Origin of the sequence: Azospirillum sp. B506, from assembly GCF_000333595.1 — a bacterium.
Taxonomy (GTDB): Bacteria; Pseudomonadota; Alphaproteobacteria; order Azospirillales; family Azospirillaceae; genus Azospirillum.
The window spans coordinates 1-1,567 of the sequence record NZ_BADK01001018.1; the positions used below are offsets into that span (position 1 = coordinate 1).

The following is a 1,567-nucleotide window of genomic DNA, read 5'->3' on the forward strand; positions in this document are numbered from 1 at the left end:
CCATCTCGCGCAGGGTAATGGATTTCGTCCGAGGCCGATAAGACCTCCGTCCCGCCTGTCCGGTCCGGCCGCCGCTCCTGGCGCTCCTGGACATGGCGGAACAGGGTGGGGGCGCAGCGCTGCTGCAGGGTGTCGGCGGGCACGCCGAACAGGTCGGTGCAGCGCTGGTTGCAATAAACCAGTTCGCCAGCTTCGGTGATGATGGTGACGCCGATCGGGCTGCCGTCCAGGACGCGGCGCAGGCGGGCGGCCTGGGCGCGCGACGCCGCCTCCGCCGTGCGGGTTTCCTGAAGGGCGTCGCGCAGGCGGCGGACGGCGCGGCAGGCCTCCAGCGTCTTGTGGATCGTCGCTTCCAGATCGGCGAAGTCGATGGGTTTGATGATGAAGTCGAAGGCACCACGGTTCATCGCCGCACGGACATTGCCCAGGTCGCCATAGGCGGACACCATGACCGCACGGATATCGGAATTCACCTGCGGCAGATGGTCGAGCAGGGTGAGTCCGTCCATGCCCGGCATGTTGATGTCGCTCAACACCATGTCGATGTCCGGCCGGGCGCGCAGGGTCGCCAACGCTTCCTGCCCGTCATGGGCGAACAGGAACTCCAGTTCGCCGGTCCGGACGGCGCGGCGGAAACGCTGCATGATCAGCGTCTGGACGTCCCGCTCGTCGTCGACAACCAGTATCTTGCCCATCCCGCCTTCCTACCGCCAACCCGCCCGACAGGCGGGCCCTTCCGCCCGATCCGCATTCCACCCGGCTCCGTGCGCCCCACCATAAGCGCGCATCGTCCGAACGGGAAGGGGTGTGGCGTATGGCACCCCATCGGTTGTATACCGCTCCGACAGGAGGCTTGGGCCGGACCGCAAGCGGAAATCTCCTGTTTCCCGTGGGGCGCGGATGCCGGGCAGGATAACACGGGATTGTAATCCCGTCAGATGATTGTAAGCGATTTGTATCCAGTCAATCCGACCGGTCTTTGGCGGGCAGGTCCCGGACCGGCGCAATTCCGGTGCCATGACCGGATTCGCCTTCTGCGAGTGGCAGCGTGAACCAGAAGGCGGCGCCGCGGCCCGACTCGGGGTCCGGCCCGGCCATGGCATCCTCCACGCCGATCCGGCCGCCCAGATGCTCGACGATTCGCTTGGCGATGGCCAATCCCAGACCGGTGCCGGCAGGCTTGCCGGTCAGCGTGTTGTCGGACTGGCGGAAACGGTCGAACACCAGCTTGCGGTCCTTCGCCGGTACGCCGGGGCCGCTGTCGGTCACCGTCACCCGCAGGAAGCCATCCTCCAACCGGGCGTCCAGCCGGGTCCGCCCGCCGGACGGGGTGAATTTGGCGGCATTGGACAGCAGGTTGACGACGACCTGGATGACCCTGTCGGCATGTCTGAGGGCGGAGGGGGCGGTCCATGGCTGAACAGCTTCTGGAAATCCGTGGCCTGAAGACCGGCTATGGTGCGACCGAGGTGCTGCGCGGCATCGACATGGCCGTCCATGCCGGCGAGATCGTCACCGTGCTCGGCTCCAACGGTGTCGGCAAGACGACGCTGAACAAGGTGCTGTC

3 protein-coding genes are annotated in these 1,567 nt (G+C 66.6%); 1 reads left to right on the forward strand and 2 read right to left on the reverse strand.

What is annotated here, in order from left to right; all coding sequences use genetic code 11:
* Positions 1-695: response regulator (locus I71_RS31405; RefSeq protein ID WP_042703586.1), on the reverse strand; the 695-nt coding region annotated here is incomplete at its 3' end.
* A gap of 268 nt (positions 696-963) precedes the next feature.
* Complete coding sequence (locus I71_RS31410) at positions 964-1,374, reverse strand: sensor histidine kinase KdpD (RefSeq protein ID WP_280109932.1); 411 nt, start codon at positions 1,372-1,374, stop codon at positions 964-966.
* 38 nt (positions 1,375-1,412) lie between these two features.
* Between I71_RS31410 and I71_RS40755 the strand changes: the two genes are divergently transcribed.
* The coding region (locus I71_RS40755; protein ID WP_042703590.1) for an ATP-binding cassette domain-containing protein at positions 1,413-1,567 on the forward strand (155 nt) is incomplete at its 3' end.